The sequence below is a fragment of the Rhizobium sp. P40RR-XXII genome, assembly GCF_012641405.1.
Lineage (GTDB): Bacteria > Pseudomonadota > Alphaproteobacteria > Rhizobiales > Rhizobiaceae > Rhizobium.
This window is the reverse complement of sequence record NZ_JABAII010000030.1, coordinates 1-16,521: the sequence shown is the minus strand read 5'-3', so window position 1 is coordinate 16,521 and position 16,521 is coordinate 1. Positions and strand designations below refer to the sequence as shown.

The following is a 16,521-nucleotide window of genomic DNA, read 5'->3' as shown; positions in this document are numbered from 1 at the left end:
GGTGTGGCGATGAATATCACCGATATCTTCATCAAGCGCCCCGTGCTTGCTCTCGTGGTCAGCGCGTTGATTATCGTGATCGGCTACCAGTCGTTCCGTACGCTGACGGTGCGTCAGTACCCGCAGACCCAGAATGCCGTCGTGACCGTGACGACCACCTATCCGGGTGCCGCGCCCGACGTTATCGCCGGTTTCATCACGACGCCGCTTGAAAACGCCATCGCCCAGGCCAACGGCATCGACTACATGACGTCGTCGAGCACCAGCGGTACCTCGACGATCACGGTCAACCTGCGTCTCAACTATGATGCCGATGCGGCGATGACGGAAATCAACGCCAAGGTATCCTCGGTTCTCAACCAGCTGCCCACGGGCACGCAGCAACCCATCATGTCGGTGTCGATAGGCCAGACGATTGACGCGATGTATATCGGCTTCCGCAGCGACGTTCTGGCCAGCAACCAGATCACCGACTATCTGACGCGCGTGGTCCAGCCGAAACTGCAGGCAGTCACGGGCGTTCAGACGGCTGAAATCCTCGGTGGCAGGACCTTTGCTCTGAGAGCCTGGCTGAAGCCTGACAAGCTCGCCGCCTATGGGCTGACGGCCGGCGATGTCAGCACCGCGCTTGCGAACAACAATTTTATTTCCGGTATCGGCACGACGCGCGGCCAGATGACGCAGACGGTGCTGACGGCGCAGACAGATCTGCATTCGGCCGACGAGTTCCGGGAGATGGTCGTCAAGCAGATCGGCGATACGATCGTTCGCCTGAAGGATGTCGCCACCGTTGCGCTCGGCTCGCAAAACCCCGATGTCCAGATCGGATTCGATGCTCAGGACGGCGTGTTCATGGGTATCCAAATCGCGCCGACGGCAAATCTGCTCGATGTGATTGCCGGTGTGCGTGCGGTGTTTCCGGCCATTCTGGCACAACTGCCGCAGGGGCTTGAGGGCTATATCGTCTACGATTCCAGCACCTTCGTCACCCAGTCGATCGACGAGGTCGTCAAGAGCCTGGTCGAGGCTCTGCTGATCGTCATTTTCGTGGTGTTCGCATTTCTCGGCTCGCCGCGATCGGTCGCCATTCCCATCGTCGCCATACCGCTATCGCTGGTCGGCACCTTCGCGATGATGCTGATCTTCGGCTTCTCCATCAATCTTCTGACTTTGTTGGCTTTGGTGCTTGCCATCGGTCTCGTGGTTGATGACGCCATCATTGTCGTGGAGAACGTCAACCGTCATATCGAGGAGGGGGCGCCGCCGATGCAGGCGGCGCTGGCCGCGGCGCACGAACTGGTGGGGCCGATCCTTGCCATGACGGTCGTGCTTGTCGCCGTCTATGTGCCGATCGGCTTTCAGGGCGGCCTGACCGGAGCTCTGTTTACGGAGTTTGCCTTTACGCTGGTTGGCGCCGTCACCGTTTCCATGATCATCGCGCTGACGCTGACGCCGATGATGTGTTCGCGCATCCTGAAACCGCATCTGACTGACCGTAGCGGCTGGGAGGAGCGCGTTTCCGATTTCATCGACCGTCGTTTCTCGGAAATTCATCGGCCCTATGTGCGCATGCTGCATGGCAGCCTGAATACCGTGCCGGTGACGCTGGTATTTGCCGTGATTGTCCTCGGCAGCATCTATTTCCTCTACACCAGTGCCAAGAGCGAGCTGGCTCCCAATGAAGATCAGGGATTCCTTGCCTCACAGGTGACCAACGCCCCCAATGCGACGCTTCAACAGAAGCTGCTCAATTCCGACCAGGTCACCAAGATCTTCCGTAGTTTCCCGGAAACCGACAAGACCTTGCAGGTCGAGGTGCCGGGCACGTCTTTCGAGGGCATGGTGCTGAAGCCGTGGGACCAGCGTAACCGGACGGCGGACCAACTGCAGCCGCTGGTGCAGGCGGACCTCGCGAAGATCGCCGGCGGACAGGCGGTGGTCTTCCAGATACCGCCGCTGCCCGGCGCCAGCGGCTTGCCGGTGCAGTTCGCCGTCGGCAGCACCGGCAGCTTCGACCAGCTCAACGACGTATCCAACACCTTCCTGCAGGAAGCGCAGAAATCCGGCGAGTTCATCTTTCTGACGAAGGATCTCTACGTCGACAATCCGCAATACTCGATCCAGATCGACCGCAGCAAGGCGGCGACGCTTGGCCTGTCCATGAGCAATGTCGGTTCTGCACTCGCCTCCATGCTGGGCGGCGGCTACGTCAACTATTTCAGTATCGACAATCGCTCGTATCAGGTCATTCCGCAGGTGGAGCAGCGTTCGCGCCAGACCATCGATCAGATCATGAACTATCCGATCGCAAGCGTGAATGGTTCCAAGATCCCGCTTTCGGCGATCGCTACTGCGAAACTCGAGGCGACGCCGCGCTCGGTCGCGCACTTCCAGCAATTGAATTCCGCCACCGTCTCCGGCGTGCCGGCGCCGGGCGTCGCTGTCGGTGATGCCCTGGAAACCCTCAAGTCGATCGCAGCGCGCACGCTGCCACAGGGCTACTCGGTCGATTACGGAGGGCAGTCACGTCAATACGTGCAGGAATCGAGCGGCATGGCCACCACCTTCGCTCTCGCCTTGATCATCGTCTTCCTGGCGCTGTCGGCGCAGTTCAACAGCTTCCGCGACCCGCTGATCATCCTGGTATCGGTGCCGATGTCGATCGCGGGCGCGCTCGCCTTCATCAGCCTCGGCATCGGCGGCGCGACGATGAACATCTATACGCAGGTCGGCCTGGTGACGCTGATGGGGCTGATCAGCAAGCACGGCATCCTGATCGTCGAGGTGGCGAATACGCTGCAGGCATCGGGAAAGACCAAGCGGGAGGCGATCGAGGGTGCCTGCAGCATTCGTCTGCGTCCGATCCTGATGACGACCGGTGCCATGGTTCTGGGCGTCGTGCCGCTGATTCTGGCGACCGGCGCCGGCGCATCGGCCCGCTTCAACATGGGCCTGGTGATCGCGACGGGGCTCGCTATCGGGACATTGTTCACGCTCTTCGTGGTGCCCGCCGTCTACATGCTGCTCGCCGCCGACCACCACAAGCAGGCTGCGTCAGAAGCAGAGCCGGCACCGGTGCATTGACCGGAGCCGCTCCGAAGGCCGTCATCAGGTTGATGTATGATGCAGTTGCACCGCATGGCAAGCGATGATCGCGGCGTCATTCATCCGCTCGCGCATGCGCCGGATCCGGCGAAAAGAACGACCTGTGTTCGGATCTCGGCACCGTCAAGTTCCAGGATGCGGTAGCCGAATGTTTCGGTGTCTGTCCGGAGACGTTCGGATTGCTTGACTGGACGGAGCGGCAACATCACCTCGCCGGACCGCTTGGTATTCATCTTGCCAATCTCTTCTTTGCGGAGGGTTGGATACGGCGATCGCCATCGTCCCGTGCCGGTGACGTCACGCCAAAAGGCTGGAAAGGGCTCAAGGAGCATTTCGGCATCCGGCAACAGGCCTTGCTCTGAGGCGCTCTCTGCTGCATTGACTTCATTTCGACAATGAATGATCTTGGTAGGCCATAATATGGTATCCGGATAGCAAGGGATGCGGGAATGAATGACCATGCGCACAGCGCCGCAATTCGCGTGGAGCGTCCGGCAAAGACGCTGCGTGAGCTTGCCCTCGACAAGGTGCGGGAAGCGATCGTCAACGGCTATTTCCGCCCGGGGGACCGCCTGGTGGAGCGCGATCTCTGCGCCCAGCTCGGCGTCAGCCGCACGATCGTGCGCGAGGTTCTGCGTCATCTCGAATCCGAGGGCCTAGTCGCCAATCTCCCGAACAAGGGGCCGATCGTCGCGCAGCTCAATCATGACGAAGCCAAGCAGATCTACGAGATCCGCGGTGCCCTCGAAGGAATGGCGGCGCGGCTTTGCGCCGAGCAGAACAATCCCGCAATCGCCGACGCGCTGGACAAGTCGCTCGAGGATATAAGGCACAGCTATCGCGAGAGGGACATGGCCGGCGTGCTCGCCCATACGTCTTCCTTCTATCAGACGCTGTTCAGCATGGTCGACCGCCATGTGGCCTGGGGCGTCGTCAACCTTCTGACCGTGCGCATCAATCACCTGCGTTCCATGACGATCAAGACGGAAAATCGCGATGTCCAGGGGCCGGCTCAAATGGCTCGCATCGTCGATGCCATCCGGCGCGGTGACGGCGAGGGCGCGTATAAGGCCGCAATGGATCATGTCGCAAGCGCCAGCGCGATCGCTCAGGCCGTGCTTTCCGGGCGGCAGTCCGCCGATTGATTTCCGCACGCCCACATCGAGCCCTCAGCGAAACCCTCGTCAAGGCCATCACGAAATGACAGCCTCTCCGTCGTTTCTCGGCTTTCCATATCGCCTCGACGATGCCCTTTCGCCGCGCGTGGCGATCTTTGGGGCCGGTCATGGCAGCACCTATCCCGGCAAGGACAGCAGCGGCTATCTCCTTGCCGCTGACGCGATCCGTGCAGCAAGCCAGGATGACGCCGCACTCGTCGAACATTGGGATTTCGATCTCGGCGGCCCGCTGTTCGACGGCAAGCCGGCCTGCTGCATCGATGCCGGCGATATCGCGACCATCATGCATGACAATGCAGGCAACCGCGCTCGGATCGAGGCGAAGACGCGCGAGATGCTGGCATTGCCTGTCGTGCCGATCCTGCTCGGCGGCGACTGTTCGGTAACCACGCCTTTCCTCGCCGGCTTTGCGGATCACGGGCCGGTTTGGATTTTGCAGATCGACGCCCATATCGACTGGCGCGACGAAGTATATGGCGAGCGCTACGGTTATTCGAGCCCGATGCGCCGGGCGAGCGAGATGCCGCATGTCGCCGGAATGGTGCAAGTCGGCCTTCGCAGCGTCGGCAGTGCGCGTCTTGCCGATATCGAGGCTGCACGGTGCTACGGCAGCCATTTCGTGACTGCCCGCGAAATCCATGCCCAGGGGGTAGACGCGGCTCTCCGGCATATTCCGGAGGGAGCGCATGTCGTCGTCACCCTGGATTGTGACAGTATCGATCCCGGTATCATGCCCGGCGTCGCGGCGCGGACACCCGGTGGCCTCACCTACACACAGATCACCGATCTGATCGCCGGCCTCGGTAGGCGGGCGAAGATTGCGGGCTTCGATCTGGTGGAACTCTATCCTCCCGCCGATATCGACGGTCTGTCGGCCCTGACGGCGTCGCGCATTGTCGTCAACGCGATCGGCGCCATCGTCCGGCAGGTTTGAACCCAGTCGGCTTCCCGCAAGCATAGCGGCCATGCGAGACCTCGTTCGCGGTCGATCCGATTGCGAGCGCTGATACCGAGCCTTTCGCTTCATCGGCCTTGGTCGTGCCCATGCATCGATGGCCTATCGCGACTAGCTTACGACGCCCGGGCGATCTCGAAGAGCTCACGTCACATTAAATCGCCGTCCGGCTGACGACGCCGGTTGACTCCGTCTTCCGTTCGATGTGGCGGTATACCATAATAATGAATACAAAAGCGGGAACGACGGATCGCTGGAGACATGCGATGACCGGCAGCGCCTCCTTTTTGTATCAATAAGTCATTGTTGTAACTGTTAATTCTTCATATGCACCGCGACCTTTGATCCGTCTGCTCAAAGTTGCTTGACAGTTTGGTATTATGGCATACCATCACATCTAATCCTAAACGGGAGTGAGCCATGAGCCTTCAGATCCGAAAAACTGTCCTGCAGATCGAAACGACGCTTGTTGAAGGGGGCAGGGCAGCGGCCGCGCCTTTGAAGCTCTTTTCGGCATGCGCGATCGTCAAAAATCCCTGGGCCGGCCGCGGTTTTGTCGAGGATCTCAAGCCGGAGATTCACGCCGCCGCTCCTGTGCTCGGCGAATTGCTCACCAAGATGATCATCGATGCGGTGGGATCGGGTGAAGCGGTAGAAGCCTATGGCAAATCGGCCGTTGTCGGTCTCGATGGCGAGATCGAGCATGCATCCGCGCTGATCCACACACTGCGGTTCGGCAATCACTATCGCCACGCCGTCGGCGCCAAGTCCTATCTCGCCTTCTGCAATACGCGCGGACCGGCCAATGCGCCGGTCATGATCCCGCTCATGGACAAGAATGATGAAGGTCGTCGCTCGCACTATCTGACGATCCAGACGTCGATACCGGATGCGCCGGCGGCCGACGAAATCGTTGTCGCGCTCGGCGCCTCGGTCGGCGGTCGGCCGCATCATCGCATCGGCGACCGTTACCAGGACCTCAAGGATCTGGGACAGGATGTCGCCAATCCGGCCGGCGTGTGAGAGATCGAGCGTCTGGATGCCGGCGATGGAAACCATAGACCAGAACAAGGCGGATCATCTCAATACGGAAGGCTTGCTCCGCAAGCATACGGCGCGTGGTACTGCCTATCATGAAGTGGGCAAAGGCGAGCCGCTGGTTCTGATCCACGGAGTCGGCATGCGGCTTGAAGCCTGGTTGCCGCAGATCGCGGCTTTTTCCCGGAGCCATCGTGTCATTGCCGTCGATATGCCGGGCCATGGCGAAAGCGTTGCCCTGTCTGTCGGCAGCAAACTGGAGGCCTTCGTCGCCTGGTTCGGCGGCTTCCTTGATGAGATGGCGCTCAGTGAGGTCAGCGTCGCCGGCCATTCGATGGGCGCGCTCGTTGCCGGCGGGGCGGCCGCCACCTTCGGCGAACGGATCAAACGGATCGCCTATCTCAACGGCGTCTACCGCCGTGATCCCGAGGCCAAGGCGGCCGTACTTGCGCGTGCGGCGGCAATAACGCTTGTCGGTGTCGACAAGGAAGGCCCGCTGCTGCGCTGGTTTGGCGATGATGCTCAAAGCGCGATGGCGCGCGAACTGACGCGCAACTGGCTGAGCCTTGTCGATCCGCAAGGATATGTGACGGCCTATGCGGCTTTCGCCGGTGGTGATGAGACCTATGCCGATCGCTGGCCGCAAGTGCAGGCGCCGGCACTGTTCCTGACGGGCTCGGACGATCCGAATTCGACGCCACTGATGGCCGAACAGATGGCGGCGGCGACGCCCAAAGGCTGGGTACGGATCGTCGAGGGGCACCGCCATATGGTGAACCTTACGGCACCTGAAATCGTCAATGAGCTGCTCGCCGAGTGGCTTTCATGCGGGGAGGACGCAAGATGACGACGCAAGATTTCGATCCACGGGCGTTGCGCGACGCCTTCGGTGCATTTCCGACCGGTGTTACGGTCGTGACCGCGCGTGATCAGGCGGGCCTGCCGATCGGCTTTACGGCCAACTCCTTCACCTCGGTATCGCTTGACCCGCCGCTTCTTCTTGTCTGCCTGGCAAAGACCTCGCGTAATTTCGAGGCCATGACGGGCGCCAAGCATTTTGCGATCAACGTGCTGTCGGAGGCGCAGAAGGCCGTCTCCAACACCTTTGCGCGGCCCGTCGAAGACAGGTTCGCCGCCGTCGAATGGAATTCGGGAGCTGATGGCTGTCCGATCCTTTCCGATGTCGCTGCCTGGTTCGAATGCGCCATGAACCAGGTGATCGAAGCCGGCGACCATGTTGTCCTGATGGGGCGCATCGTCTCGTTCGACAATAGCGGCCGCAATGGCCTGGGCTATGCCCGAGGCGGCTATTTCACGCCGATCCTGGCGAGCAAGGCGGTCTCCGCTGCCGCGGAAGGCAATATCGAGCTGGGTGCCGTCCTCGAGCGCGACGGCGAGATCCTGCTGCTTGGGGATGATGTCCTTGCTCTTCCGGATTGCGAGGGTAGCGAGGGAAGCCCCGCCGACATTCTCGGTCAATACCTGCAGGCGCTGACCGGTCTCACGGTAACCGTCGGCTTCCTCTATTCGGTCTATGAAGGCAAGAGCGACGGCAAGCATCATATCGTCTATCGCGCCTTCGCTTCGCAAGGCGAGCCGCGCCAGGGCAGGTTCCTGAAGCCGGATGCGCTGAAGACTGCGCGCTTCAAGACGAGCTCGACAGCCGATATCGTTTCCCGCTTCGCGCTGGAAAGCCAGATCGGCAATTTCGGGGTCTATTTCGGCGACGAGACCTCCGGCATGGTGCGTCCGGTCTCGGGGAAGGCGGTGCAAGCATGAAATTTTCTCTCTTCGTTCACATGGAGCGCCTCGACGCGAGCCAGACCCATAAGAGCCTCTATGAGGAGTTCGTCGCGCTCTGCGAGATTGCCGACAAGGGTGGCATGCATGCGATCTGGACGGGCGAGCATCACGGGATGGATTTCACCATCGCGCCCAACCCTTTCGTGACGATCGCCGATCTGGCGCGGCGGACGTCGCGGGCAAGGCTGGGCACGGGAACGGTGATCGCGCCGTTCTGGCATCCGATCAAACTCGCCGGCGAAGCCGCCATGGCCGACATCATCTGCGACGGCAGGCTCGATATAGGCATTGCCCGCGGCGCCTATTCCTTCGAATATGAACGTCTGCTACCGGGTCTCGACGCCTGGGGTGCCGGCCAGCGCATGCGCGAGCTGATCCCGGCCGTCAAAGGCATCTGGAAGGGGGATTACGCCCATGAGGGCGAGTTCTTCAAATTTCCATCGACCACCTCGGCGCCGAAGCCGCTGCAAGAGCCGAACCCACCGATATGGGTTGCGGCGCGCGACCCGAATTCGCATGAATTTGCCGTCGCCAATGGCTGCAATGTCCAGGTGACACCGCTCTGGCAGGGCGATGACGAGGTCGAGGCGCTGATGGGGCGCTTCAACGATGCCTGCGCGAAGAACTCTCACATCGAGCGGCCGAAGATCATGCTTCTGCGCCATACCTATGTCGGCTCGTTCGAGGACGACATAGCGCGGGCCGCGCATGAGCTTAGCGTCTACTACAATTACTTCTTTGCCTGGTTCAAGAACGAGAAGCCCATCCATCAGGGCCTGATCGAGCGCATCCCGGAAGAAGACATTCGCGCCAACGCCATGCTGTCCGAAGCAGTCATGTGCAGCAACAATGTCGTCGGCGATGCCTCGACCGTGATCGCCCGGCTGAAGAGCTATGAGGCAATGGGCTACGACGAATATTCCTTCTGGATCGACACCGGCATGTCGTTCGAACGCAAGAAAGCTTCGCTCGAACGCTTCATCGCCGAGGTCATGCCGGCATTTGCGGAGTGAACCCCATGCAGCACTTCCAGTATTATATCGACGGCGAGTTCCTGGACGGGGAGGCCCGTTTCCAGAGCATCGATCCCGCGACCGGTAACGTCTGGGCAGAAATGCCGGAAGCGCGCGAGACCGATGTCGACCGCGCCGTCGATGCCGCCGAGAAGGCGCTTTACGACGGTCCCTGGGCGAAGACGACGGCGACGCAGCGCGGCAAACTGCTTTACAAGCTCGCCGATCTCGTTGCCGCCAATGCACAACGGCTTGCCGAGTTGGAAACGCGTGACACCGGCAAGATCATTCGCGAGACCTCGGCGCAGATTGCTTATGTCGCCGACTATTACCGCTACTATGCCGGCATCGCCGACAAGATCGAGGGCTCTTACCTGCCGATCGACAAGCCGGACATGGATGTCTGGCTGCGCCGCGAGCCGATCGGCGTCGTCGCCATGGTCGTGCCCTGGAACAGCCAGTTGTTCCTGTCGGCAGTCAAGATCGGGCCGGCGCTTGCGGCCGGCTGCACCATGGTCGTCAAGGCATCGGAGGATGGGCCGGCACCGCTCCTGGAGTTTGCCCGCCTCGTTCATGAGGCCGGCTTCCCGGCCGGCGTCGTCAATATCGTCACCGGTTTCGGCCCTTCCTGCGGCGCGGCACTCGGGCGCCACTCCAAAGTCGCGCATATCGCCTTTACCGGCGGACCGGAGACGGCACGCCATGTCATCCGCAACTCGGCCGAAAATCTTGCCTCGACGTCGCTGGAGCTGGGTGGCAAGTCGCCCTTCATCGTCTTTGCCGATGCCGATCTCGAGAGTGCCGTCAATGCGCAGGTTGCCGGGATCTTCGCGGCGACGGGCCAAAGCTGCGTTGCCGGCTCGCGCCTGATCGTCGAGCGCAGCGTCAAGGACGCATTCCTGTCGATCCTCAAGCGCAAGGCCGAGGCCATCCGCATCGGCTCGCCGCTCGACATGGCGACCGAGGTCGGCCCGCTTGCCACGAAGCGCCAGCAGGATCATGTAGCGGCTCTTGTCGAGAAGTCCATCCAGAGCGGCGCCCGGCTCGTCACCGGCGGACAAAGGCCCGATGGCATGGGCTATTACTTCCCGCCGACGATCCTGGATTGCGATGGCGTCAGCTCGCCTTCCTTGACCGACGAATTCTTCGGGCCGGTCTTGTCCGTCGTGTCTTTCGAGACCGAGGCCGAAGCCCTGAGACTTGCGAACGACACCCGCTACGGGCTGGCTTCCGGCGTTTTCACCCAGAACCTCACGCGCGCCCATCGCCTGATGAAGGGAATTCGTGCCGGTGTCGTCTGGGTCAACACCTACCGCGCGGTATCGCCGATCGCGCCATTCGGCGGTTTCGGCCTCTCCGGCCACGGCCGGGAAGGTGGGCTTGCGGCAGCGCTCGATTACACCCGCACCAAGACCATCTGGCTTCGCACGTCAGACGATCCGATCCCCGATCCCTTTGTCATGAGGTGAGGCCGATGTTCTACGAGATCCGCACCTACCGGCTGAAGAACGGCACGATCCCGCAATATCTAAAGGTCGTGGAGGAAGAGGGGATTGCCATCCAGAAGGCGCATCTCGGCAATCTCGTCGGCTATTTCTACTCGGAAATCGGCACGATCAACGAGATCGTCCACATCTGGTCCTATGCAAGCCTTGACGATCGCGAGGCACGGCGCCAGCGACTGGCTGCCGACCCTCAGTGGCAGGCTTTCCTGCCGAAGATCCGCGACCTGATCGAGGTGGCGGAAAACAAGATTATGAAGCCTGCCGGGTTTTCTCCAACGGGATGAACGGCCGGCCGCATAAGGCATGCCTCCAAAGACTGAAAAAAAGGACAAGGGAACATGAAAGCAAAAATTGCACTCGCGGCCTTTGCCGCAATGATGGCCGCATCCATGCCTGCCAAGGCCGACACCATGGTCTTCACGAGCTGGGGAGGAACGACGCAGGATGCGCAGAAGGTCGCCTGGGCCAACCAGTTCACGGCAAAGACCAACATCGGCGTCATGCAGGACGGCCCCACGGACTATGGCAAGCTGAAAGCGATGGTCGAAGCCGGCCAGGTCAGCTGGGACGTTGTCGACGTCGAGGGCGACTATGCCGCGCAGGCTGGGAAAGACGGCCTGCTCGAAAAGCTGGACTTCTCCGTCATCGACAAGTCCAAGCTCGATCCGCGTTTCGTCAGCGACTATTCGGTCGGCAGTTTCTATTATTCCTTCGTCATCGGATGCAATGCCGATGCCGTGAGCGCCTGCCCGAAGACCTGGGCCGATCTCTTCGATACGAAGAAATTTCCGGGCAAGCGCACCTTCTACAAGTGGTCCGCGCCGGGCGTGATCGAAGCGGCGCTCTTGGCTGACGGCGTTCCCACCGACAAGCTTTATCCCCTCGATCTCGACCGTGCGTTCAAGAAGCTCGATACGATCAAATCGGATATCGTCTGGTGGTCGAGCGGCGCGCAGTCGCAGCAGCTTCTGGCATCGGCGGAAGCACCCTTCGGCAGTCTCTGGAACGGCCGCATGACGGCGCTCGCCAATAGCGGCGTTAAGACGGAGACCTCCTGGAGCCAGAACATCACGGCGGCGGATTCTCTCGTCATCCCCAAGGGCGCGCAGAACCTGGAGACGGCGATGAAATTCATCGCGCTTGCGACCTCGGCACAGCCGCAGGCCGATCTGGCAAAGGCCACGGGCTATGCGCCGATCAATCTCGACTCGGCGAAACTGATGGATTCGGAGACGGCCAAGACCCTGCCGGACCAGCAGACGGCGAGCCAGGTCAATGCCGATATGAGCTACTGGGCCGCAAACCGCGATGAGATCGGCAAGAGGTGGTACGCCTGGCAGGCAAAGTAAGGGACGACTACGCCACCGCGGATTAAGGTCCGCGGTGGGGCAATGCGAGGTCCGGGCCTACTGGCGGCGATCGCTGCGCGCAGGCCCCCTGGTGGGAAGGAATTGCCATGTCGACATATATTGACGTTGCGGACGAGGCTGCACCGGCACGCAAGGCGGCAAAGCCCAACGGATTTGTCCAGGTGGCTCCGGCTCTCGCCTTCGTGACGATCTTTTTCATATTTCCGGTCATCGCGCTGCTCCTGCGCAGCGTGCTGGAACCGGCATTCGGCTTCGGCAATTATGCCGAACTGCTGGGATCCGAGACCTATCTGAAGATCTTTGCCAACACGTTCATCGTGTCGGGCCTCGTCACCGTCATATCGCTGCTGATCGGCTTTCCCGTCGCGTGGACGCTGGCGATCATGCCGACGCGCTGGTCTTCGGTAGTCTTTGCGATCCTGCTTCTGTCGATGTGGACCAACCTGCTGGCGCGGACCTATGCCTGGATGGTGCTCTTGCAGCGCACGGGATTGATCAACAAGATCCTTGTCGGCATGGGGTTGATCGACAAACCGCTCGCTCTCGTTAACAATCTCACCGGCGTGACGATCGGCATGACCTATATCATGCTGCCCTTCATCATTCTGCCGCTCTACGGCATGATCAGGAAGATCGATCCGGCCGTGCTGCAGGCGGCGGCACTTTGCGGTGCGAACCGTTTGCAATGTCTCATCCGTGTTCTCTTGCCCCTTGCCGCTCCCGGCATGATGGCGGGCGCCCTGATGGTGTTCGTCATGTCGCTCGGCTACTACGTGACGCCTTCGCTCTTGGGTGGCACGGCGAACATGATGCTGGCAGAACTCATCGCGCAATTCGTGCAATCCCTGGTCAACTGGGGCATGGGCGGAGCGGCTGCTTTCGTCCTGCTTGTCGTCACCTTGTCGCTCTATGCCGTCCAGCTGCGGCTGTTCGGCGTCCAGAATACGGGAGGGCGCTGAGATGCTGTTGAATTTCGACCGCCTTGGTTGGTGGAAATATGTGCTTCTCGCGATCACGGTTCTCACATCAGCCTTCCTGCTGCTGCCGATCCTCTTCATCGCAGCCTTGTCATTCGGCTCCTCGCAATGGCTGATCTTTCCGCCGCCGGGCTGGACCTGGCGCTGGTACACGGAACTGCTTTCCGATCCGCAATGGCTGGCGTCCGCCTGGACGAGCTTCAAGATCGCGACGATCGTCACGATACTTTCGGTACTGCTCGGCTTGGTGACCTCCTTCGGCCTCGTGCGCGGAAAATTCCTGTTTCGCCACTCATTGAAGGCGCTGTTCCTGACGCCGATGATCCTTCCGGTCGTCGTCTTCGCCGTTGCCCTCTACGCTTTCTTCCTGCGGATCGGGCTGGGGGGCACCTTGATCGGCTTCGTGCTGTCGCATCTTGTCCTGGCGCTGCCCTTCTCCATCCTGTCGATTTCCGGCGCGCTCGAAGGCTTTGACAAGTCCATTGAGGATGCAGCCGTGCTCTGCGGCGCATCTCCGCTCGAGGCGAAGATCAGGGTCACGCTGCCCGCCATCAGCCATGGATTATTCTCGGCAGCCGTCTTTTCGTTCCTGACATCCTGGGACGAGGTGGTCGTGGCGATCTTCATGGCAAGCCCGACGCTGCAGACGCTTCCGGTCAAGGTCTGGGCGACGCTCCGGCAGGATCTGACCCCGGTCGTCGCTGCCGCCTCCACACTTCTCATTCTGTTGACGGTCATGTTGATGACGCTGGCCGCGATCGTACGCAAGGTTCTGAAATCATGAGCGAATCCCTCCTGAAGATCAAAGGTATCCGCAAGGAATACGGCCCCGTCGTCGCAGTCCACGACGTCAATCTCGAAGTCAAGCGCGGCGAGTTCCTGACCTTTCTCGGCCCCTCCGGATCGGGCAAGAGCACGACGCTCTATATCCTGGCCGGTTTCGAGAATCCGACCAAGGGCGATATTCTGCTGAATGGCGAGACGCTGCTGTCGACGCCGTCGCACAAGCGCAATATCGGCATGGTGTTCCAGCGCTATACGCTGTTTCCGCATTTGACCGTCGGAGAAAATATCGCCTTTCCGCTCAAAGTCCGTCGCAAGTCCAAGGCCGAGGTCGACAGCCGCGTTAAGGAAATGCTGCGTCTCGTCCGGCTCGAAGGCTTCGAGGATCGCAAGCCCGCGCAGATGTCGGGCGGCCAGCAGCAGCGCGTCGCCCTTGCCAGAGCCTTGGCCTACGATCCGCCGGTGCTGCTGATGGACGAGCCGCTGTCGGCGCTTGACAAGAAGCTGCGCGAGGAGATCCAGCACGAGATCAGGCGCATCCACCAGCAGACGGAAGTAACAATCCTCTATGTCACGCACGATCAGGAGGAGGCGCTGCGGTTGTCGGATCGCATCGCCGTCTTCTCCAAGGGCGTCATCGACCAAATCGGAACGGGACCAGAGCTCTACGCAAATCCGCGCACCCGCTTCGTGGCCGAATTCATTGGCGACAGCGATTTCATCTCCTGCCATCTGCTGTCTTCGGACAATGGCCAGGCGACGATCTCACTCGGCGACAAGACCGTCTTCGAAAGCATTCCGGTTCACGGCCGGCCGACATCGGGCAGCAAAGCGGCATTGATGTTGCGGCCGGAACGCATCCGCCTCGGGCGCAAAGCGAGCGCGAACAAGGGCCTCAGCGCGACCGTCAACGACATCACCTTCCTCGGCAACAACGTGCATGTGACGACCCGGATCGCCGCCGGCGAAACCCTGTCCGTTAGGCTGCCTTTCGGCCACGAGGCCATCTCGGGCTTGAGCCGCGGCGACAATGTGCATCTGGAGTTCGATCCAGACGCTGCCCATGTCTTTTGCTAGAGCCGGACGATTTTAGGTCGAATTGACCTAAAATCTGAATTCGCTTTAGAATCAAAGAAGGAGAGCGTGATGTCGTCCGAAAACCGCCTACACTTTTCGGCATCACGCTCTTGCGTGTCGCGCAGAACCGTTGCGATAACGACAGGCCTTGGGTTTGGTCGGCGGCGGGTGCTTCCCGATCACAGGTTTGACGGGACTGGCGCTGACTTTGTTCTCTTGCGGCCTTTCGATCCCGTTCGGCGGTCGCGGATGTGGAACCCAGGACCGTCGATATCCATATGGGCCATATCCGCCGAGCGCTTCGTAGGTTTGGCCCTGATCTTATTCGTACTGTTCGCTCGCAAGGCTATGCCTTGGGTCCGAATCTGATTGCGGAAAGTGAAATAGCTCTGGTCATCAAGGGCGAGCAAGCCAACGTTAGTTGCGCAGTCTAAGGAAGATGCGCGACCAAAAACGATACTCTTCATCGTCGCCTTCGCACCAGGCTGTGAAAGCGCACCAGGCTGCAGCGGTCGGCGCCTGATCGCCGTGGAGTGCAATGATATCCTGGACAATTTGATGACTATTGTCTGCGACGTCCAATGCGGCACCATGGTCGCCGCCGATCGGGCGGGTTGTTGAGTTTCGTGACATGCAAAAGCCTCCTGCGTCCGGCGCAGGGAACAAAGATCGAAGCCGGACTTTGGTGCTCAGCGGCACATCAGTCGATATTTTCGACTGACTTCTGGCAGTCCATGGCATTTGCAAGCGGTAGTTTAGAGTAGAAATTCTTGTTCGAAAAAAAGCGATTCGGAACCTTCCCGATCAAGGCGAATTCACGCGTTACCGGAGCGCCGCTCGGCGTCTTCGATTTGTTGTCTCAACGCTTCAAGATGCGTCAGGCAAGCCTTTGCCACGCGGTCGATCAGGTCCGCTGTACGCCCTTGCAGCCAAACGAGCGCTTCTCGGCTGATTTCAAAGTGTTTTGAATAGCGTGCCTTAACATAGGCCTCGTTAAGGATATTGAACCACGCAATGAAGCGCTGCTGATCACGTGGCCATACCTCAATCAATTGCTGAGACTGACTTTCAGCGAGGCTGCGCAAATGTTTGATATTGTGGGCGGCGGGGCTGTAGTTGGTCAGAACCAGCAACAAGGTCGCATAGGTCTGCTCGATCGACTGATGCAAAAGGAAGGCCGCTTCTTTGAGTCTACCTTTCTCCTTAAAGAATTCAGCTCCCTCCGCGAAAGTCTCCGCGTGAGGCAGCCGATCCTCGAAATATTCCTTGGCAAATCTGTAAGCGTCGGCTGGGGGCAGCAGTCCTGGCGTGGCCAGCGGCTTGTCGTCAAATTCATAGAGAACGATGCCATCGCGGCGCAGGTCAACGAAGAAATACCGGCCTTGCTCCAGCAGAATATTCACCTCACGAAGCGAGTGCACGATGAAATTGACCGGCGTTTTGAACTCCTCTTCGTGCATGAATCGATTGGCCGCCCTTTGCCAGTAGCGGTCGAAATCGGTCAGCCTCTTATCGTTGACGATGATCAATATGTCGAAGTCGGAACGATAACCCTTTTTCGTATGGGGTTCATCGACCCAGCCGCCGCGGGGTAGAATAGGCGACTAGCGCCGTGCTGCCTCACGGCAGTCGGTTTCTAGTCGCCTTTCACCGAACCGGACGTGCATCTTTCGTTATGCATCCAGCTCTCCAGAAGACGTGGCAAAGTCAGGCAAGT

The 16,521-nt window shown here is 60.2% G+C and carries 16 protein-coding genes and 1 pseudogene; 14 read left to right on the top strand and 3 right to left on the bottom strand.

Annotated features, from left to right (window positions below; translation table 11 throughout):
- The first annotated feature begins 9 nt into the window (after positions 1 to 9).
- Positions 10 to 3,084, top strand: a complete 3,075-nt coding sequence (locus tag HGP16_RS32250; protein ID WP_168844008.1) for an efflux RND transporter permease subunit — start codon at positions 10 to 12, stop codon at positions 3,082 to 3,084.
- 80 nt (positions 3,085 to 3,164) lie between these two features.
- On the opposite strand, the gene HGP16_RS32245 is transcribed toward HGP16_RS32250, so the two are convergent.
- Positions 3,165 to 3,566: a hypothetical protein gene (locus HGP16_RS32245; RefSeq protein WP_168844007.1), complete on the bottom strand. Its 402-nt coding sequence runs from the start codon at positions 3,564 to 3,566 to the stop codon at positions 3,165 to 3,167.
- Here HGP16_RS32245 and HGP16_RS32240 point away from each other — a divergent pair.
- The 13 genes and pseudogenes from HGP16_RS32240 to HGP16_RS32180 form a co-directional block, all read left to right on the top strand.
- The gene (locus HGP16_RS32240) at positions 3,555 to 4,250 is read left to right on the top strand and encodes a GntR family transcriptional regulator (protein ID WP_168844006.1); all 696 of its coding nucleotides are present in this window, start codon (positions 3,555 to 3,557) and stop codon (positions 4,248 to 4,250) included. The two genes, HGP16_RS32245 and HGP16_RS32240, sit on opposite strands and share 12 nt — an antisense overlap.
- A gap of 55 nt (positions 4,251 to 4,305) precedes the next feature.
- Positions 4,306 to 5,217 (top strand): agmatinase, encoded by a 912-nt coding sequence (locus HGP16_RS32235; protein WP_168844005.1) that lies wholly within the window; start codon positions 4,306 to 4,308, stop codon positions 5,215 to 5,217.
- 441 nt (positions 5,218 to 5,658) lie between these two features.
- Positions 5,659 to 6,261: an amino acid synthesis family protein gene (locus HGP16_RS32230; RefSeq protein ID WP_168844004.1), complete on the top strand. Its 603-nt coding sequence runs from the start codon at positions 5,659 to 5,661 to the stop codon at positions 6,259 to 6,261.
- A gap of 25 nt (positions 6,262 to 6,286) precedes the next feature.
- Positions 6,287 to 7,123 (top strand): alpha/beta fold hydrolase, encoded by an 837-nt coding sequence (locus tag HGP16_RS32225; protein ID WP_205926787.1) that lies wholly within the window; start codon positions 6,287 to 6,289, stop codon positions 7,121 to 7,123.
- Positions 7,120 to 8,055 (top strand): flavin reductase family protein, encoded by a 936-nt coding sequence (locus HGP16_RS32220; protein WP_168844002.1) that lies wholly within the window; start codon positions 7,120 to 7,122, stop codon positions 8,053 to 8,055. Before HGP16_RS32225 ends, HGP16_RS32220 begins: the two co-directional genes overlap by 4 nt.
- Entirely contained in the window at positions 8,052 to 9,092 is a 1,041-nt protein-coding gene (locus tag HGP16_RS32215) for an LLM class flavin-dependent oxidoreductase (RefSeq protein WP_168844001.1), read from the top strand. Before HGP16_RS32220 ends, HGP16_RS32215 begins: the two co-directional genes overlap by 4 nt.
- 5 nt (positions 9,093 to 9,097) lie before the next feature.
- A complete protein-coding gene (locus HGP16_RS32210) occupies positions 9,098 to 10,561 on the top strand; it encodes an aldehyde dehydrogenase (RefSeq protein WP_168844000.1) in 1,464 nt (487 codons plus the stop codon).
- Positions 10,562 to 10,566: 5 nt separating this feature from the next.
- Entirely contained in the window at positions 10,567 to 10,881 is a 315-nt protein-coding gene (locus tag HGP16_RS32205; RefSeq protein WP_168843999.1) for an NIPSNAP family protein, read from the top strand.
- A gap of 54 nt (positions 10,882 to 10,935) precedes the next feature.
- Positions 10,936 to 11,946: an ABC transporter substrate-binding protein gene (locus tag HGP16_RS32200; RefSeq protein ID WP_168843998.1), complete on the top strand. Its 1,011-nt coding sequence runs from the start codon at positions 10,936 to 10,938 to the stop codon at positions 11,944 to 11,946.
- A gap of 107 nt (positions 11,947 to 12,053) precedes the next feature.
- Positions 12,054 to 12,926, top strand: a complete 873-nt coding sequence (locus HGP16_RS32195; protein ID WP_168843997.1) for an ABC transporter permease — start codon at positions 12,054 to 12,056, stop codon at positions 12,924 to 12,926.
- A 1-nt stretch (position 12,927) separates the two neighbouring features.
- Complete coding sequence (locus HGP16_RS32190; RefSeq protein ID WP_168843996.1) at positions 12,928 to 13,728, top strand: ABC transporter permease; 801 nt, start codon at positions 12,928 to 12,930, stop codon at positions 13,726 to 13,728.
- A complete protein-coding gene (locus HGP16_RS32185) occupies positions 13,725 to 14,804 on the top strand; it encodes an ABC transporter ATP-binding protein (protein WP_168843995.1) in 1,080 nt (359 codons plus the stop codon). The genes HGP16_RS32190 and HGP16_RS32185 overlap by 4 nt, the downstream gene beginning before the upstream one ends.
- A gap of 245 nt (positions 14,805 to 15,049) precedes the next feature.
- Positions 15,050 to 15,238 (top strand): annotated as a pseudogene (locus HGP16_RS32180) (winged helix-turn-helix domain-containing protein); the annotation flags it as partial.
- Here the strand turns inward: HGP16_RS32180 and HGP16_RS32175 are convergent.
- Positions 15,222 to 15,437, bottom strand: a complete 216-nt coding sequence (locus HGP16_RS32175) for a hypothetical protein (RefSeq protein WP_168843994.1) — start codon at positions 15,435 to 15,437, stop codon at positions 15,222 to 15,224. The pseudogene HGP16_RS32180 and the gene HGP16_RS32175 overlap by 17 nt on opposite strands.
- A gap of 182 nt (positions 15,438 to 15,619) precedes the next feature.
- On the bottom strand, positions 15,620 to 16,333 hold the full coding sequence (locus tag HGP16_RS32170) for a HEPN domain-containing protein (RefSeq protein WP_409526878.1): 714 nt from the start codon (positions 16,331 to 16,333) through the stop codon (positions 15,620 to 15,622).
- Positions 16,334 to 16,521 lie beyond the last annotated feature (188 nt).